The organism is Vibrio sp. CDRSL-10 TSBA, from assembly GCA_039696685.1.
Taxonomy (GTDB): Bacteria; Pseudomonadota; Gammaproteobacteria; order Enterobacterales; family Vibrionaceae; genus Vibrio.
This window is the reverse complement of record CP155565.1, coordinates 696,985-712,730: the sequence shown is the minus strand read 5'-3', so window position 1 is coordinate 712,730 and position 15,746 is coordinate 696,985. Positions and strand designations below refer to the sequence as shown.

Sequence of the window (15,746 nt, the reverse complement as noted above, 5' to 3'; positions counted from 1 at the left end):
AAGCAAGTGATTAAAAAGAATCATTATTTAAAGGAAGACAGCAAATGAACATTTTCACCACAGTGTTGAGCGGAAACATAGATCAACTCGCTGCCATTACTGCCAAACACGAGCATATCTTGCTGGCCACGGATCAAAACGTCAGCTCACTGCCTCAGGTTCAGGCGCTGACCAACCAGTTGCAACAGGATTGCACTCAGTTGACCGTTATTGACAACCTGCCTGCGGAGCCGCGTGATGAAGACGTACAACAACTGATTGCTCAGTTGCCACAGACAATCAGTCTGGTCGTGGGTGTTGGTGGTGGTAGCGTACTGGATGTGAGCAAACTGATTGCCGTGTTGGGTGTGGAAGCGGACAACGTGCAGCGTGCTGAGAAGTTCCAGCAACTGCTGGGTGGTGAAACGCCGGCGCAGCGTACTGAATTGCTTTTGATCCCGACCACAGCTGGTACCGGCGCTGAAGCGACGCCTAACGCGATTGTCGCTATTCCGAGCCGCGCGACCAAAGTGGGTATTATTTCTCCGGTTATGCTGCCGGATTACGTGTTGCTGGCTCCGCAACTGACTACGTCAATGCCTGCCCATATTACTGCTTCTACTTCTATTGATGCTCTGTGTCACTTGATCGAGTGTTTCACTGCCTGCATTTCTAATCCGGTTGGTGATAACTACGCCATGATCGGTATGCAAAAGTTCTTCGCCAACATCGATAAAGTGATGACGGCGCCTGAGGATATGCAGGTACGTCTGAATCTGCTGTGGGCTTCTTATTATGGCGGTGCATCGATTTCTCACTCAGGTACGCACCTGGTGCATGCCCTGTCTTACCCTCTGGGTGGTAAGTACCGCATTCCGCATGGGCTTGCTAATTCGCTGCTTTTAGTACCAGTGATGAAATTTATCTGTGAGCCATGTCAAGAGAAACTGGCGCAAGTCTATGATCTGCTGCCTGAATCCGATAAATCTCTTCCGTCTCTTAATAAAGCTCATGCATTAGTCGACTACCTTGAAAGTCTGGTAGTGGAACTTGGGCTGCCTACCAAACTGAATGCTATCGGTATCGATGAGTCTCAGTTACCAGAGCTTGCAGCTAACGCAATGGAAGTGAAACGTCTTATCAACCATTCTCCGGTTGCAGTAGACGAACAAACTGTTTTGGCTATTTACAAAAGCATCACTGACTAAGGGAATATCATGACAAATCCAATTAACGGCCCATATGTAGCTATCGTAACTCCATTTGATAAAGAGGGTGAACTCGATCAAGTCGCTTTGAGAGATCAGGTAACTCGCCAACGTAGCCACGGAAATAAAATCTTTTGTAACGGAACCAACGGCGAATTTTTTGTTCTGAGCGATAGCGAAAAACGTAAAGTCACCGAAATCTGCCTCGATCAAGCTGGCGATGCTGATCTGGTGGTTCCGCACGTAGGTGAAGCGTCACTGCATCATACAATCAAGCATGGTCTGGATGTGGTCAATATGGGTGTAAAGGCTGTATCAGTCATTACACCTTGGTTTTCAGCACTTCGCCCACAGGAATTGATTCAATACTACCGCGATGTCGCTGACCGCCTGCCAGTTCCAGTCTATTTGTACAATATTCCGGCCCGAACAGGTAATACGATTTCTCCAGAGGTGGCGCTGGAGTTGGCTAAACACCCAAACATTTGCGGTATTAAAGACAGCGCTGGTTCATTGGAAAGCCTGAAGGGGTTTCTTGGATGTCAGCAAGCAAGTCGAAGGTTTCGACGTATTAACTGGTCCGGATTCACTAATCTTGACTGGTTACCAGCTAGGAGCCGTTGGCTGTGTTTCAGGCATTGCGAACATCGTTCCTGATTTAGTGAACCACGTTTATCAAGGCTTCAAGTCTGATGAAGTTGCTAAAGCGGAAGCTGCACAAGAGCGAATTAACTATTTACGTGCCAATCTGTACCCAGTCGCATTTGCTCCGGCGGTCGTGAAGAAGATGGTAAACCTGCTTGGCGATAATGTAGGCGATAGCCGTTACCCAGTCAGTTTTTCTAAAGAAGAGGAAGAGAAACTGCTGCAAATCTACAATGCATAGTCATTCAGCCTGAATATATTACGGATTTATAAATATACATAATAATAAGGACGCTCATATGAACGTGAAGACATTACTCTGCAAAACAATTGTGACAACCATAGCTATTTCAGCTAGCTGTGCTGTCTACGCTGAACAATATCCAAGTAAGCCAATTACGATGGTTATTCCTTATAACGCAGGTGGTGGTACTGATGTACTGGCACGTGCGTTGCAGCCAGCTTTAGAAAAATCTCTTGGTCAGACTATCGTTGTCTCTAATATCCCTGGAGGTGGCGGAATTTTGGGCTTTACTAAAGCTGCGAATGCCAAAGCGGATGGTTATACTGTTACTGTACCAAATAACGTTATTTTCGCAAACCAAGGGATGGGTAATGCGACTTACAAGTACAATGATTTTGATTATTTGGGCAATATACTGAGTGAAGACTATTTGGTGGCGGTTCGTGCCGATGGTCCTTGGAAAACTTGGCAAGAGTTTGAAACGGATCTAAAAGCGCATCCGAATACCATTAAGTTTGGTTTCTCCGGATATGGTGGTTCGACTCACGTAGTTAGTAAGATCCTCGCTGATAAAGTTGATTACAAAGCTAAGCAAATCCCTTATGACGGTTCGTCAAAAGCGGTGCTTGCGGCGATGGGTGGTCACGTTGATGCGTTAACGTTGAATATGGGCGACCTTGCTTCAGGTCTTCAATCAGGCAAACTCCGTCTACTGGCGACAATGGGTAACGAAACGCTTGCCTGAATATCCGAATGTCCCGACACTAAAAGAACTTGGCTACGATATTTCTCTGTCAAACTGGCGTGGTATCGTCGCTCCAGCGGGTGTTTCAGATGAAGTAAAAGCAGCATGGAATAAAGCCATCAAAGAGGCTACATCTGATAAGAAGTTCATCGCAATGATGAAAAACCAAGGCAGTGTGGTTGATTATCAGGCGAGTGGTAAAGAACTTGACGAACGTATGAAAACTACGGCTCTTTCCTTTATTGAAACAGCACAAAAGCTAAAAAACTAATGAAAGTCTATTATATAAGTACCTACGGGTACTTATATAAATTGCAAGGAGAGATGTATGAATAAAATACAAGAGAAGCACGTATTTTATGTTTTCTTATTGATCGTTTTTGGTTGCTTTACATCTATGGCGCTCGACGTTCCTAAAATGTATGGAGTGGTCGGTGACCCAGGGCCAGGATTTATTCCTCTTTGGTTCAGTATTATAGCTGAGTTATTACTTGTCTATCTGATTGTGACTGAAGTGTTTTTGAATAAAACCGAAGACAAAATCGCTAAGCTGACAAAACACGAAGTTTTTGCTTTAATCCTAACAATTGCATTGGTTGTGTCATATCTTTTAGCACTTTCCAATGTAGGCTTTTTAGTAAGTACATGTGTGTTTTTATTCGTTTATAAAATGTTAGCGGATTTCTTAATTTCCGGTATTAAACCAACTAAATCGAGTGCTTTGAAATCACTTGTATTTTCTTTGATATCGACAGCGGCAATTTATTTTATCTTTGGCGTTGTATTTAAGTTGTCATTACCCTAACGTAAGGTGTTAAATCATGTTGTCCAATTTTATATCAGCAGCAGATTTATTTCTGGATCCAATTATTTTTGTCGCAATTTCTAGCGGTGTTATTTTAGGACTGATTTTTGGCTCTCTGCCTGGTCTGACCGCGACTATGGGTATTGCATTGTTGTTGCCACTTACTTTCAGTATGGAAGCGGTGACTGGCATGGGGATGCTACTCGGTGTGTATTGTGGTGCAATTTCCGGAGGCAGTATACCTGCGGCTCTGCTTAACATTCCGGGCACACCATCTTCGGTAGCAACGACACTCGATGCATATCCTATGGCCAAAAATGGCGAACCGGGCAGGGCGTTGGGGTTGGCTATTGTGGCTTCACTTATCGGTGGTTTGGTAAGTGTGGTTATTTTTGCTTTTCTTTCACCGGTTATCGCGAATGTGGCGTTAAAATTCAGTGCTATTGAATATTTCTCATTAGGCCTGTTTGGACTGACGATCATCGCGTCTGTCTCCGGTAAATCAATCGTGAAGGGATTGGTGGCTGGCTTGCTCGGCGTTTCTATTCTCATTGGTAGGGATTGATTCCTTAACAGGGGTAACACGGTTAACGGGCGGTGTGCCAGATTTAATTGGTGGTATTGAGTTTATGCCAGCCTTGATCGGATTGTTTGCATTGTCACAAATTCTGAGTGATGCCATCACCCGTATTACTGCGAGAGGCAATACAAATGTCAAAGTGAACAACGCTTATCCTCGCGTTAAAGAGACTTTTTCACTTTGGAAAGTATGGGGCTTGAGCTCTCTCATCGGTTCTATTGTGGGCGCTATTCCTGGTGCGGGTGGCAGCATTGCTTCTTTCTTGGCTTATGATCAGGCAAAGAACATGTCGAAAACGCCGGAAAAATTTGGAACCGGTCACAACGAAGGCGTGGTGTCCTGTGAATCAGCGAATAACGGTATGACCGGAGGCGCTCTGATTCCGATGATGACTCTTGGCATTCCTGGTGATGCGTCTGCCGCGATTCTGATGGGTGGCCTGTTGATTCACGGTTTGCAACCAGGACCGACATTGTTCACAGATACACCTGATATCGCTTATGGAATTATAATTGCGTTTCTTGTCGCGAATATACTGATGTTTGTTTTCCAGTCGATCGGTATTAAACTTTTCGTGAAAGTACTACAAATCCCGCGTCCTTACTTGCTCTCATTTATTTTGGTGATGTGTATTCTGGGCTCATACGGTATCAGTGGTACTCTAATGTCAGCATGGATTCTGTTGATATTCGGTGTTTTGGGTTTCTTCTTAAATCGTTACGGATTTAGCAGTGCACCAATTGTATTGGGTATGATCCTTGGTTATATGGTGGAATCTAACTTCCGTCGTGGCATGACTATGTTTGAAGGTGATTGGTCAATTTTCTTCACTCGCCCTATTAGCTTAGTCTTTATTCTGCTGTCTGTGATTTCGATCGCTCTGCCCGTGTATAAACGATATGCAAAAAAAAATAAAGATATGACTGTTAACGGAACATTAAAGGAAAATCAGTGATGAAAGTATTATGTAGTTCAGATTCTTTTGCTAAATATTCTAATGCACCGGTAGAGAAATTACAGCAACATGGTTTTGAGTTAGTCAGAATTGACTCTAAATTGACTGGTGAAGCACTGTTTGCAGAGTTAAAAGGTGCAGTGGCGATGATTACCGCGTTTACGCCGACAGATGCTGAATTTTTTCAACATGCTCCGGATATGAAGATCATCTGTAAACACGGAGTTGGGGTCGATAATATCGACCTTAATCAGGCATCGCTGAATCATGTTTATATTACTAACGTACCGAATGCGAATAAACATGCTGTTGCCGATCATACTTTCGGTATGTTGATTGATGCTGCTCGTCAGATTTCTTACTGCAGCGAAAAAACCAAGCAAGGTCAGTGGCCAAAAGTATTCTCGACTGATGTGTACGGTAAGACACTAGGCATTTTGGGATTAGGTAGTATTGGTCAGCAAGTGGCACTAAGAGCTTCCGGCTTTAACATGACCGTGAAAGCGTATGACCCGTTTCCGAATGAAGAGTTTGCGAAAGCGAATAATATTCAGCTTTGCAGCTTGGAGGAGGTTATTGCAGATGCTGATTTTATCTCTCTACATTTGCCATTACTTGAGTCAACCAAACATATTCTTAATAAAGAAAACCTCAGTTTCGATGAAATCTTCAGCGTTCATTATAAACTGCTCACGTGGTGGGTTAGTTGATGAGGAAGCACTGTATAACGCCCTAGTTAACAATAAACTGGCTGGCGCCGCGTTTGATGTGTTTGAGCAGGAGCCAAGTGTGGACAGCAAACTATTTGGACTAGATAACTTTGTCGCCACTTCACACGTGGCAGGTTATACCGATGGTGCAATTAATGAATTAGGCATTCAGGCTGTTAATAACATCGTCGATTTTATCGTGCATGGTAAAACACCAAAAAATGTTGTTAATAAGATGTAACTCATTGTTTAGTGACAGAACAGGCGAATACAGTGTTGTTCATTTGTCTGTCTGGTAAAGCTTGAGTTTTAACCGCTGAAATTCTCAGCGGTTTTTTATGTTTAAACCTGCCAATATCTGAATTGAGCTACGGCGGTGTCCGTCACGCGACAGTCGCTGACCGGAACGAATAAGACCCGTTTCCTCTGCTGGTTACACTGAATCAAACTCAAACAACCAAGGTGTAACATGATTTCTAATCCCGAAAGCAAATATCAACCGGCTTATATTATTGCCAACCCACAACGTAACTGGCCTGATAACCGCTTAACTCAGGCGCCGCGCTGGTGTTCCACTGATCTGCGTGATGGAAACCAGGCGTTAGCCACGCCTATGGATCACGCACGTAAGCTGGCCTATTTTCAACATTTGGTGCACTGCGGCTTTAAAGAGATCGAAGTCGCCTTTCCGTCCGCATCGGAGACAGAATATCAGTTTGTTCGTAAGTTAATTGAAGAGCAGCGCGTACCTGATGATGTCTGGCTGCAAGTGATTACCCAGTCCCGGTCTGATCTTATTGATAAGACAGTGGCTGCGTTGCAAGGCGCCAACAAAGCCATTGTGCATATTTATAATGCGACAGCGCCTTTGTTTCGTGAGGTGGTATTTAACAAGTCGAAACAGGAAATTATTGACCTGGCGGTGGCGGCTGTGCGTCAGGTAAAACAATTGACCGAACAGCAGAGTGCCACTCAATGGTGTCTGCAATATTCACCGGAAACCTTCTGTTTTACCGAGATCGATTTCGCGCTGGAGCTGTGTCGTGAAGTCAAGTCGGCTTGGCAACCCAGTGAGCTGCGCCCTTTGATCTTGAACTTGCCGACCACGGTTGAGGTGAATACGCCGAATGTGTTTGCTGACCAGATAGAGCAATTTCGTCGCCAGATGGATGATTTATCCTACACGACCATTAGCGTTCATCCTCATAATGACCGTGGGACCGGTGTTGCCACCGCGGAAATGGCTTTACTTGCTGGTGCAGAGCGAGTAGAAGGCTGCTTGTTTGGTAATGGTGAACGCACCGGTAACGTAGATCTGGTGACACTGGCACTCAATCTGTATACCCAGGGGGTAACGCCTAACCTGGATTTCTCCGATATCCGTCAGACAGTCAAAGTCGCAGAATACTGCAATCAGCTACCAGTCCACGCACGCCATCCTTATGCGGGTGAACTGGTTTTCACGGCGTTTCTCTGGTTCACACCAAGACGCGATAAAGAAAGGCTTTGCTCAGCATAATCCGCAAGGGTTGTGGAATATCCCTTATTTGCCGCTTGACCCGAAAGATGTCGGCTGCAGTTACGAGGAAGTGATACGGGTCAATAATCAGTCAGGCAAAAGCGGAGCAGCATGGTTACTGGAGCAAAACCACGGCCTTAGTTTACCACGTGCATTGCAGGTGGATTTTAGTCAGAAAGTTAAAACCCATACTGATCGCTCGGGACAGGAAGTTGCTCTGGCTGAATTATGGACCCTGTTTCGCCGTGAATATGGTGTGATCGAACAGCCTAAAATAGCTTTACTTAGGTATGGAAGTTCAGCTTACGAAAAAGGTCAGCAACTGAATGTCTGTTTTAATATTGGCACGGAAGAGTATAGCGCCCGCGGGCAAAGCAGCGGTTTATTGAGTGCGTTAATGGATGCTTTAAAATCAACACTTGCACTGCGTATGAATATCAGGGATTACTCTGAGCATACACTGGGGCAGGCGTCAGACAGCAAAGCGGTCGCGTATGTTGAAATTGAGAGTGCCCGCGGGCAGCGTTTCTTTGGTGTAGCGGTGGATGCCGATACCAGCCGCGCTTCGTTGCAAGCAACGTTAAACGCTGTTGCCAATGCTCTTGAATTATAATCAAAGCCGCATCAGTTCGAGGGCGGAATGTATTCAGTAGGGGCAAGGCCGATTCGGCGTTTGAACATGGCAGTAAACGCTGCTGGACTGTCGTAGCCGACCGCTAATGCCGCCTGGATGACACTGTGGCCCTGCGCCAGTAATTCCATGCTGGTTGACAGCCGGCTGCGTCGTAACCACTCGCCAAAACTGAGGCCAGTTTCGTGATGAAATCTGCGTGATACGGTGCGTTCAGAAACCTGCAGTAAAGAGGCCGCGTCAGATACCGACCAAGGATGGTCGATGCGGCTTTGTACCCGCTGACAGAACTGGATTAAATCATTTGAACAAGGGCAAGGCACATTGAAATCGACCAGATGGATGGTACGAAGTTCATCAAGCAACAGCTCTAACAATCTTTCATCCCTGGTCCCTGGCACTATGGGACCTTCAATTTCGGTTGCGCTGACAATTAATTCCCGCAGCAGCGATGAAACCTGAAAAATACCACATATACCCGGCAAATCCGCACGGGCTAATGGGTCAAAGAACAAGGTTTTGACCTCCACCGATCCGACCGCCATCAGGCGATGAGGTATACCGGCCGGGATCCACAAGCCGCGATGGGGAGGGATAACCCAACATTGCTGTTCGATATAAACCCGTAATACACCGCTGGTGATATGCAGAAGCTGGGTGACGTTGTGCTGATGCAGAGGCTCTTCAATACCGTGTTGGTAGTGATGGCTCAGGGCGACGATAGAGTGATCTAATGTTTGGTCCTGAAAATGCAAGCTGTTATCCTGAATTGAGTGAGTCGCACAACGAGACTCATTGTTTCCTGACCAATACGCTTGAAGTAATGGGGCTGGTATCGCTTAAATGGCGGTACTCGCTAACTTAGCGGGTATACAGTGAAAAGGAAACCGAATTATGCGTTTAGGTTTTCTGTTGCCTTAAATGCGAAGTATGCTTCCTATTTTATAGAATGAAACTTGTACTGTACCAACTCATCGATCGGTGTATGCAGTGTCGGATCCTGAGCGAATGTCTCAAGCAGATACTCTACCGTTGCTTTGACGCGTGGTGCGATCAGCGAGCGGTGCGGGTACTGAATCACCATCTCGTAGTTGCCCTGGTCATGCTGGTCGAGCAGCACTACGTGCAACAGACCTTGTTGTAAAAAGGGCAGGGCATCATGTACGCCCACCTGGCCTATGCCCAGTCCGTCCACGGCTGCCTGCACCACAGCTTCGGGAGCGGATAGTGTCACTAGGGTTTCCTCGCTCTGTCCTTGCTTTTGAATCACATCCATCTCTCGGATCTTCTGTATCACATTCTGACGAATTTCATAATTTAGAACCAGAATCACGTTTTGTTTAATTCGGCATAAGTGTTAGTAAAATCTACATATTGTTACATTTTTATGTAAGATAGATCAAAGTATGCCTAGTTATTTTGCGGGTTATTTATTCTTTAGTGTCAGATAGTCGTCTTGAATATTAGTAAAACCAAATTTAATGGCGAAAAAGTACGCTCAACCCGACAAATTCAGACCGTATACCATTCCTTAATGAAAAATTTATCAATAGCTAATCCATAATTAAAATGCTATCAAAACATCTGACTATACTAATTTAGCAAAGTGTCTTACGCATCGAGTTGAGTAGGATAGTGAGTGGTTATAGCTGTTGATGGTCTATTCAAAATAAAAATAAAAACAACGCCGTGGCATGGAGAAAAAGCATGAGCAATAAACGCAATGTGCATGTTGTTGATAGTGAAGTTACCTTTTCAAAAGACGAGCAGTTAGTCTCAGTGACTGACAAACGAGGAGTTATTCGTTACGCGAATAAAGAATTTTGCCGTGTCGCTGGGTTTGAAGAATCCGAGTTGGTAGGCAAAAACCACAACATCGTGCGACATCCGGATATGCCCAAAGCGGCTTTTTCGGATATGTGGGCCAAACTTCAGGCCGGCCTTGAGTGGCGAGGCGCGGTAAAAAATCGGTGTAAGGATGGTCGTTATTACTGGGTTGATGCGTTTGTCACTCCGGTGTTTGAAAACGGCGAACTTACCGGTTACCAGTCGGTCCGGACCGTTCTGGAAACCCAGGGTTCGTCAGCGTGCTGAAAAGATGTACGCTCAGATTAATCGCGGTGTGAACGTGGGAGAAAAGTGGTGGTTCAGCCATACGTTCAGACTGGCGCTGCTTGCGGCGATTTCGCTGGGGTTGTGTGTTGGCGCTCTTGCTTTGCCGTGGTTAAGTTTTATTGTACCTTTTGTGGCGCTGGCGTGTTTCTATCCTGAGATTTTTGCGGCCAGTCGCTCCATTGCCGATATGAAAGCACACTATGACAGTGTGTCACGTTACGTTTTCTTCGGAACATCTCCCTGCAGTGTGATTCAGTTTAATGATGCTCTGCACCGTGGTCGTGCTCGTACTATTCTTGGTCGAGTGGGTGATGGCGCTAAGGTATTGATGGACAGCGTAACTTTACTGGAAGGGGCATCGAAAAAAGCTCATGATGGCGTAGAGCGTCAGTCTTATGAGTTGCAACAGCTTGCAACTGCGATGGAAGAAATGACGATGACCATCCAGAATGTGGCTGACAATACCGCGCAAACCTCCTCTAAAGTCAGCTTGGTCCACAGCGATTGTGAGGGGGCAACGAAAGCGATTTCCAATACCATGAAGTCGGTTTCCCATCTGGCTGAAGAGGTGAGCAAATCGTCTCTGGCGGCGGAGGCTCTGGCGAAAGAAGCCGAGCAGATTGGTCAGGTGACCCAGGAAATCCAGGGGATTGCGGATCAAACCAACCTGCTGGCGTTGAATGCGGCTATTGAAGCTGCCCGCGCCGGTGAACACGGACGAGGTTTTGCTGTGGTTGCCGAAGAGGTGCGAGCGCTCTCGACCCGGACTCATAAGGCTACTGAACAAATCCACAATTCAATGGGTGAAATACAGTCGTCGCTGATGACCTTGTCGAAAACCATGATGGAAGGCCGCTCATCGGCGGAAGAGTGTCTGGATGAAACCCAGTCATCGGTGGATCGTATTCAGCAGGTATACAGCGCAGTAGCGGAAATTTCTGATCTGGCGATTCAGATCTCAACTGCGGCCGAGCAGCAAAGTGTGGTGTCCGGCGATATGAGCCGCAATGTTGAAGCGATCAATCAGGTTTCGCAAGAGAAACGTTAAGATGGTTGATACTGTGAATACTGAATCCGAAAATATTCATAAACGCGCCTCGGTGCTGGCGTCGATGCCGTTAAGTTTTCGCATTTGAGCTTGATTCATCTGATTTGTGATTCAACAAATAAGAAACCCGGCAATTGTGGCCTGTCTTTCCTACACAAATCCCTCGATGAAAGTTGAGGGATTTTTTTTTGAATTTTTGTCGATTTTTATGATCTCAACAAAAAACAAAGTGTTGAGGTAAAGTATGGTGTTTTTAACAGATGCAGAGCAATGGGCGACTGAGACTTTTTCACAAGCTAATCTCGGAGATCTTAGACGAACCAAACGTTTAGTTAAACTCACCGCATCTCTTGCTAATCACGTAGGGCAGTCTATTGTGCAATCTTTAAAATCTCCTTCTGACATTGAAGCCGCTTACCGTTTTACCCGCAATCACGCTATTGACTCTCAATCGATTGCAGAAGCAGGCTTTGCCGCAACGGCCGAACTGGCTCAATCTTATGACTGTCTACTGGCTTTGGAAGATACAACCTCACTGGACTTTACCCATCGAACCGTCAGGGATGAAATGGGATATACCACCTCTAGGAAAAGCGCCAAAGGCATGCATGCTCACTCCGTGTTGCTGTTTGCTCCCGAGGAGAAGCAGGTTGTGGGGTTGATTGAGCAGGAGCGCTGGATAAGGGACATGAGCTTATATGGAAAGAAAGCTCAGCGAGGTAACCGAGCCTATGAAGAGAAGGAAAGCTTTAAATGGGAACGTGCGTCGAGAGCCATGGAAAAACGTCTCGGCTCAGTGATAGACAAGGTTATCTCCGTCTGTGACAGAGAAGCCGACATCATTGAATACCTGACCTATAAAATGACCAACCGACAACGCTTTGTCGTCCGATCGATGCAAAGCCGGTGCATCGAAGAGAGTACAGACAAGCTGTACTCATTTAGTGATGCCTTACAGCCCGCAGATGAAAGAAAAGTTCAGGTTAAGCAACGAGGAGGACGTAAAGCTCGAGAGGCTATCTGCGAAGTTCGATATGCCCCAATCACCATCAAAATGCCAGCAAACAAACGAGGTGAACCCGTCTCATTGTACTATGTGGGCTGTCAGGAAACGAATCACGAGCAGGCCCTTTGCTGGCATATTCTCACGTCAGAGCCAGTGTTGAGTAAAGAGGATGCTAAGCGTATCTTGGATTACTATGAAAAACGCTGGTTGATTGAGGAGTTCCACAAAGCCTGGAAAAGCGGAGGAACACAGGTTGAGGAGCTCCGTATGCAAAATAAAGAGAATTTAGAAAAGATGGTCGTCATCCTAGCGTTCATAGCCGTTCGTGTTCATCAACTGCGTTATCTTGGTCTGAACAAAAAAGAAGCGGAAAAACAGAGTTGTGAAACGCTCTTGAGTCCGGTTGCTTGGAAGCTACTTTGGTCAAAACAGGAAAAGACGCGCCCCCCTAAAAGAGCACCAAGTGTGTACTGGGCATACATCAATCTCGGCAAGCTCGCGGGATGGTATGACTCGAAACGTAATGGTCGTGTGGGCTGGGAGCGGTTATGGGAAGGATGGTTCTTATTACAAACCATCCTTGAAGGTTATCTGTTAGCCAAGTCTCTTGACCTATGAGATGTGATCAAGAGACAGGCAATTGTGGCCGGGTTTTCTGTTTCTGTGTTACTGCTAATTTCTGTGCTAATGCTATTTATCTTGTCGGCTATCACTTTGGCTATGCTGATACTTGCTGACTCAAACTACTGGTCTAGATACACCACCAACAGGTCAGATTCGACCGCATTGGCCACCGCAGGGATGTGGGAGAACAGCCTGCTTAATACCTTATGGTGATGGCCGCAAACCACCAGGTCGATATCCCTCTGTTTCACCAGACCTGACAGTTTGATGTGCAGATCGCCAATTACGACGGAACAGTCTTTGACAGGGTAGTCACACTTATCAGCCAGTGCTTTCAACTGTGACTTAAATTCGAGTTCTTCTTTTGGTGATAAGGCCATACTGTCGACTTCGACAAAGACCAGCGAAAGGACACTGCCGTCGCTTTTCGCAATGGCAATCGCACGGTCTATAACATCTTGACTGGATGGAGACAGGTCAACGGCTGCCAGTATGTGTTTATAGCTCATTACGTTTCTCCCGATTCTCGGTTAGGTACGTAATGTGAGTCTAGCAGGTGCATATTGGGGCAAGGCGAGAAATTGAACAAAATGCCGAAACGGTCAAGAGATGTTGAAATAAATCGTCAGTTGAATGGAACAGGAGGGGCAACTCAAGGTGCAGAGCAAGGTGCAGATCTATCAGCGTAAGAGGCGGAACCCAAAATCAGATCCCGCCTGTCTTAACCAGCTTTATCGGGGAAAGTAATTGTCCTTAACCGAACACAAAACCGGATAGCTGAGTTTTCATCACTTGCTGTGAATACACTTTACGGCCGCGATCGCTGCCGGCAGCACCAGCAACAACCATAAGTGGCAGCAGGTGCTCTTCGTGTCCTTGCGGATGGCAGTTAAATGCGTGTGGCGCTTGTGCCCATTGGCTTAAACCAGCGTTACGTTGTTGTGGTTGCGCTTCGACCGCTTCCGTTAACCAGTTGTCAAACATCACAGAAGGTTCGGTAAAACGGCTGTCGCCGTAACCGCGCATATTGTGAAAACTCATGCCACTACCAACGATAAGCACACCTTGCTCGCGCAGCGGTGCGAGCGCTTCACCAAGGTCAATGTGCGCCTGCGGATCGAGATCGTTGCGCAGTGACAGCTGAACCACCGGGATATCGGCATCCGGGAACATCAGTTTCATCGGAATAAACATGCCGTGATCGTAACCACGCGTGCTGTCTTGCTGGCCGCTCAGACCGGCTTGTTTTAGTAAACCTACCACTTGTTCCGCTAATTCAGGGCTGCCAGGTGCAGGGTAAGTGAGCTGGTAAGTATGAGCAGGGAAACCGTAGTAGTCATAAATCAGCTCAGGATTTGTGCCTGAAGTGACAGAAAACTGCGCGGTTTGCCAGTGTGCTGAAACCATCAGAATCGCTTTTGGTCGTTCTGGTAACAGATTTTCGATGTTTTGCAGAAATTCCGCCATATTGTCCCAGGTATCGGCCGGGTTCCAGTCCATAAAGAAACAAGGGCCACCGCCATGCGGGATGAATACGGTCGGCTGGGTAACGGAATTCGCGGTAAATTTGTCGTTGGTCATGCTCAATGATCCTTAGTGCAAATGTGATATACCCTTCAGACTCGACACTGCAGCGATGTGGGCTGCAACTCAAGGTTATGTGGGTAAAATTCGTTATGGCTATTATGCGCTGATAAGCATTATTCGTTTGTGACACCCATTATCTATCTGTCAATCTGGTAATAGAACATGCTAAATTTGATGAACAGCTTTAACTCAGAGTAGGAAATCAACGTGGATCGCTTTACCAGCATGCGGGTTTTTATCGAATCCGTGGAACAGGGCAGTTTGTCAGCCGCCGGACGTAAATTGGGCATGTCGCCGGCAATGGCCACTAAACATGTCGACGCGCTGGAAAGCCGGTTGGGCATCAAGCTATTGCGCCGTACCACCCGTCAGCTCACTTTAACTGATGGCGGGCGCGAATATCTCGAAGCGTGTAAGCGTATTCTGCAGGAGCTGGATGAAACCGAATCGGAACTCTCGTCACAGCGCAATGAGGCGATAGGACGGTTGAGAATGAATGTGCCTCTATCTTTCGGTACCCGGTTTATTGCGCCGTTGCTGCCGGCGTTTTCCCGCGATTATCCGGGCGTCGAAGTGGACCTCGGCCTGAGTGACAGTCAGCAAAACTTACTGTATGAAGGCTGGGATCTCATTTTGCGTATTGGTCATCTGGAGGACAGCCAACTAAAGGCACGTAAGCTGGGTAATTGTCCGCTGCGTGTTTGTGCGGCGCCTGACTATCTGGCCCAATTTGGCACCCCTAAGCGGGTGAGCGAACTTTCTTCCCACAACTGCCTGAGTTATACCTTGTCTGCATTGCAGGGTAACGGCGCCTGGTTTTTCGGTGTGAAAGGTGATGTTCAGGTTCAGGTCAAAGGTAACCTCAAGGCCAATAATGGTGATGCTTTACTGGCTGCGGCTATAGCGGGGCAGGGCATTATTTATCAGCCGGATTTTATTGTGGCGGATGCTTTGCAAAATGGTCAGCTGGTGGCTCTGGATCTGGATCACCCAACGGTAGATATTGGTGGTATGCACGTACTGTTTCCGCCCGATCGCCGCTTACCCCTCAAAGTCAGGGCAATGATCGACTATTTGATCGCGACGTTTGCTCAGGCAAAGTAAATATGAGTGAAAAACAAGCTATGTTCGCTTTGTCGGCAAAGGTGCTGAATGTCAGTGATACTTCCCGAGAGGCTGAATTGACGTAATCGACTATTGTTAGATACACTCTGAGATAGAGTTCAATCTGGTGCATATTAAGTCTGGTTTCTGGTTTCTGGTGCGTTGCAGAATTGCGGAAGCTTGAACTTGATGGAGTATCAGCCAATTCACCTGACGTCGGTTTACATGGTGATTAAACCAA

20 protein-coding genes are annotated in these 15,746 nt (G+C 46.5%); 16 read left to right on the top strand and 4 right to left on the bottom strand.

The window, feature by feature from the left end; all coding sequences use genetic code 11:
- Nucleotides 1-44: 44 nt before the first annotated feature.
- The 12 genes from ABDK09_03445 (at nt 45) to ABDK09_03390 (ending at nt 8,003) form a co-directional block, all read left to right on the top strand.
- Complete coding sequence (locus tag ABDK09_03445) at nt 45-1,187, top strand: iron-containing alcohol dehydrogenase (GenBank protein XAW88399.1); 1,143 nt, start codon at nt 45-47, stop codon at nt 1,185-1,187.
- A gap of 9 nt (nt 1,188-1,196) precedes the next feature.
- Nucleotides 1,197-1,844, top strand: coding sequence for a dihydrodipicolinate synthase family protein (locus ABDK09_03440; protein ID XAW88398.1), 648 nt, complete (start codon nt 1,197-1,199; stop codon nt 1,842-1,844).
- On the top strand, nt 1,783-2,073 hold the full coding sequence (locus ABDK09_03435) for a dihydrodipicolinate synthase family protein (GenBank protein ID XAW88397.1): 291 nt from the start codon (nt 1,783-1,785) through the stop codon (nt 2,071-2,073). The genes ABDK09_03440 and ABDK09_03435 overlap by 62 nt, the downstream gene beginning before the upstream one ends.
- Before the next feature lie 58 nt (nt 2,074-2,131).
- On the top strand, nt 2,132-2,821 hold the full coding sequence (locus ABDK09_03430; GenBank protein XAW88396.1) for a tripartite tricarboxylate transporter substrate binding protein: 690 nt from the start codon (nt 2,132-2,134) through the stop codon (nt 2,819-2,821).
- Complete coding sequence (locus tag ABDK09_03425) at nt 2,814-3,092, top strand: tripartite tricarboxylate transporter substrate-binding protein (protein XAW88395.1); 279 nt, start codon at nt 2,814-2,816, stop codon at nt 3,090-3,092. Before ABDK09_03430 ends, ABDK09_03425 begins: the two co-directional genes overlap by 8 nt.
- 57 nt (nt 3,093-3,149) lie before the next feature.
- Nucleotides 3,150-3,626, top strand: coding sequence for a tripartite tricarboxylate transporter TctB family protein (locus ABDK09_03420; GenBank protein XAW88394.1), 477 nt, complete (start codon nt 3,150-3,152; stop codon nt 3,624-3,626).
- A gap of 16 nt (nt 3,627-3,642) precedes the next feature.
- Complete coding sequence (locus ABDK09_03415; protein ID XAW88393.1) at nt 3,643-4,191, top strand: tripartite tricarboxylate transporter permease; 549 nt, start codon at nt 3,643-3,645, stop codon at nt 4,189-4,191.
- Complete coding sequence (locus tag ABDK09_03410; protein ID XAW88392.1) at nt 4,178-5,161, top strand: tripartite tricarboxylate transporter permease; 984 nt, start codon at nt 4,178-4,180, stop codon at nt 5,159-5,161. The genes ABDK09_03415 and ABDK09_03410 overlap by 14 nt, the downstream gene beginning before the upstream one ends.
- Nucleotides 5,161-5,871 (top strand): NAD(P)-dependent oxidoreductase, encoded by a 711-nt coding sequence (locus ABDK09_03405; protein XAW88448.1) that lies wholly within the window; start codon nt 5,161-5,163, stop codon nt 5,869-5,871. Before ABDK09_03410 ends, ABDK09_03405 begins: the two co-directional genes overlap by 1 nt.
- Nucleotides 5,872-5,950: 79 nt before the next feature.
- Entirely contained in the window at nt 5,951-6,112 is a 162-nt protein-coding gene (locus ABDK09_03400; GenBank protein ID XAW88391.1) for a hypothetical protein, read from the top strand.
- Nucleotides 6,113-6,340: 228 nt separating this feature from the next.
- On the top strand, nt 6,341-7,390 hold the full coding sequence (locus ABDK09_03395; protein ID XAW88390.1) for a 2-isopropylmalate synthase: 1,050 nt from the start codon (nt 6,341-6,343) through the stop codon (nt 7,388-7,390).
- Nucleotides 7,314-8,003 carry an alpha-isopropylmalate synthase regulatory domain-containing protein gene (locus ABDK09_03390; protein XAW88389.1) on the top strand — a complete coding sequence of 230 codons (690 nt, stop codon included), beginning with the start codon at nt 7,314-7,316 and terminating at the stop codon, nt 8,001-8,003. Before ABDK09_03395 ends, ABDK09_03390 begins: the two co-directional genes overlap by 77 nt.
- Nucleotides 8,004-8,014: 11 nt before the next feature.
- On the opposite strand, the gene ABDK09_03385 is transcribed toward ABDK09_03390, so the two are convergent.
- Nucleotides 8,015-8,776, bottom strand: a complete 762-nt coding sequence (locus ABDK09_03385; GenBank protein ID XAW88388.1) for a helix-turn-helix transcriptional regulator — start codon at nt 8,774-8,776, stop codon at nt 8,015-8,017.
- Nucleotides 8,777-8,958: 182 nt separating this feature from the next.
- The gene (locus ABDK09_03380) at nt 8,959-9,297 is read right to left on the bottom strand and encodes a LysR substrate-binding domain-containing protein (protein ID XAW88447.1); all 339 of its coding nucleotides are present in this window, start codon (nt 9,295-9,297) and stop codon (nt 8,959-8,961) included.
- A 431-nt stretch (nt 9,298-9,728) separates the two neighbouring features.
- Between ABDK09_03380 and ABDK09_03375 the strand changes: the two genes are divergently transcribed.
- From ABDK09_03375 to ABDK09_03365, 3 genes are all read left to right on the top strand, one after another.
- Nucleotides 9,729-10,115, top strand: a complete 387-nt coding sequence (locus ABDK09_03375) for a PAS domain-containing protein (GenBank protein ID XAW88387.1) — start codon at nt 9,729-9,731, stop codon at nt 10,113-10,115.
- Nucleotides 10,116-10,119: 4 nt separating this feature from the next.
- Nucleotides 10,120-11,184 carry a methyl-accepting chemotaxis protein gene (locus ABDK09_03370; protein XAW88386.1) on the top strand — a complete coding sequence of 355 codons (1,065 nt, stop codon included), beginning with the start codon at nt 10,120-10,122 and terminating at the stop codon, nt 11,182-11,184.
- A gap of 244 nt (nt 11,185-11,428) precedes the next feature.
- Nucleotides 11,429-12,808, top strand: a complete 1,380-nt coding sequence (locus ABDK09_03365) for an IS4 family transposase (protein ID XAW88385.1) — start codon at nt 11,429-11,431, stop codon at nt 12,806-12,808.
- A 125-nt stretch (nt 12,809-12,933) separates the two neighbouring features.
- Here ABDK09_03365 and ABDK09_03360 read toward each other — a convergent pair whose 3' ends face one another.
- Both ABDK09_03360 and ABDK09_03355 read right to left on the bottom strand, forming a co-directional pair.
- Nucleotides 12,934-13,323, bottom strand: a complete 390-nt coding sequence (locus ABDK09_03360; GenBank protein XAW88384.1) for a universal stress protein — start codon at nt 13,321-13,323, stop codon at nt 12,934-12,936.
- A 244-nt stretch (nt 13,324-13,567) separates the two neighbouring features.
- Complete coding sequence (locus ABDK09_03355; GenBank protein XAW88383.1) at nt 13,568-14,395, bottom strand: class III extradiol ring-cleavage dioxygenase; 828 nt, start codon at nt 14,393-14,395, stop codon at nt 13,568-13,570.
- A gap of 213 nt (nt 14,396-14,608) precedes the next feature.
- Between ABDK09_03355 and ABDK09_03350 the strand changes: the two genes are divergently transcribed.
- On the top strand, nt 14,609-15,505 hold the full coding sequence (locus ABDK09_03350) for a LysR family transcriptional regulator (protein XAW88382.1): 897 nt from the start codon (nt 14,609-14,611) through the stop codon (nt 15,503-15,505).
- Nucleotides 15,506-15,746: the final 241 nt, after the last annotated feature.

What these genes read in the sequence shown, in the direction of transcription:
- ABDK09_03420 (XAW88394.1), top strand. Translation starts at nt 3,150, where the DNA reads ATGAATAAAATACAAGAGAAGCACGTATTTTATGTTTTCTTATTGATC.
- ABDK09_03430 (XAW88396.1), top strand. Translation starts at nt 2,132, where the DNA reads ATGAACGTGAAGACATTACTCTGCAAAACAATTGTGACAACCATAGCT.
- ABDK09_03380 (XAW88447.1), bottom strand. Translation starts at nt 9,297, where the DNA reads ATGGATGTGATTCAAAAGCAAGGACAGAGCGAGGAAACCCTAGTGACA.
- ABDK09_03360 (XAW88384.1), bottom strand. Translation starts at nt 13,323, where the DNA reads ATGAGCTATAAACACATACTGGCAGCCGTTGACCTGTCTCCATCCAGT.
- ABDK09_03415 (XAW88393.1), top strand. Translation starts at nt 3,643, where the DNA reads ATGTTGTCCAATTTTATATCAGCAGCAGATTTATTTCTGGATCCAATT.
- ABDK09_03365 (XAW88385.1), top strand. Translation starts at nt 11,429, where the DNA reads ATGGTGTTTTTAACAGATGCAGAGCAATGGGCGACTGAGACTTTTTCA.
- ABDK09_03370 (XAW88386.1), top strand. Translation starts at nt 10,120, where the DNA reads ATGTACGCTCAGATTAATCGCGGTGTGAACGTGGGAGAAAAGTGGTGG.
- ABDK09_03445 (XAW88399.1), top strand. Translation starts at nt 45, where the DNA reads ATGAACATTTTCACCACAGTGTTGAGCGGAAACATAGATCAACTCGCT.
- ABDK09_03355 (XAW88383.1), bottom strand. Translation starts at nt 14,395, where the DNA reads ATGACCAACGACAAATTTACCGCGAATTCCGTTACCCAGCCGACCGTA.
- ABDK09_03375 (XAW88387.1), top strand. Translation starts at nt 9,729, where the DNA reads ATGAGCAATAAACGCAATGTGCATGTTGTTGATAGTGAAGTTACCTTT.
- ABDK09_03390 (XAW88389.1), top strand. Translation starts at nt 7,314, where the DNA reads ATGCGGGTGAACTGGTTTTCACGGCGTTTCTCTGGTTCACACCAAGAC.
- ABDK09_03395 (XAW88390.1), top strand. Translation starts at nt 6,341, where the DNA reads ATGATTTCTAATCCCGAAAGCAAATATCAACCGGCTTATATTATTGCC.
- ABDK09_03405 (XAW88448.1), top strand. Translation starts at nt 5,161, where the DNA reads ATGAAAGTATTATGTAGTTCAGATTCTTTTGCTAAATATTCTAATGCA.
- ABDK09_03440 (XAW88398.1), top strand. Translation starts at nt 1,197, where the DNA reads ATGACAAATCCAATTAACGGCCCATATGTAGCTATCGTAACTCCATTT.